The organism is Halomonas sp. V046, from assembly GCF_052645355.1.
This window is the reverse complement of sequence record NZ_JBQXYF010000086.1, coordinates 1-255: the sequence shown is the minus strand read 5'-3', so window position 1 is coordinate 255 and position 255 is coordinate 1. Positions and strand designations below refer to the sequence as shown.

At 66.3% G+C, this 255-nt stretch carries 1 protein-coding gene; it reads right to left on the bottom strand.

The annotated features are described in order from the left end of the window. Positions 1-255: molybdopterin-dependent oxidoreductase (locus ACUN9Y_RS22360; protein WP_445462934.1), on the bottom strand; the 255-nt coding region annotated here is incomplete at both ends.

Below are 255 nucleotides of genomic sequence, written 5' to 3'. Positions count from 1 at the left end.
AGAGCCACTCGTCGGTGAGCTTGGAGACCTCGGCGTAGTCCGGGGTGATGGAGACCGTCTTGGTGCCCTTGTAGCGCACCTCGGTGAAGAAGTGGGCGTCGGGGGTACGGGTCTGGGGCACGTTGGAGCCCCAGGCGATGATGTAGCCGGAGTTGTACCAGTCGGCGGACTCGGGCACGTCGGTCTGCTCGCCCCAGGTCTGGGGGCTGGCCGGCGGCAGGTCACAGTACCAGTCGTAGAACGACAGGCAGACGC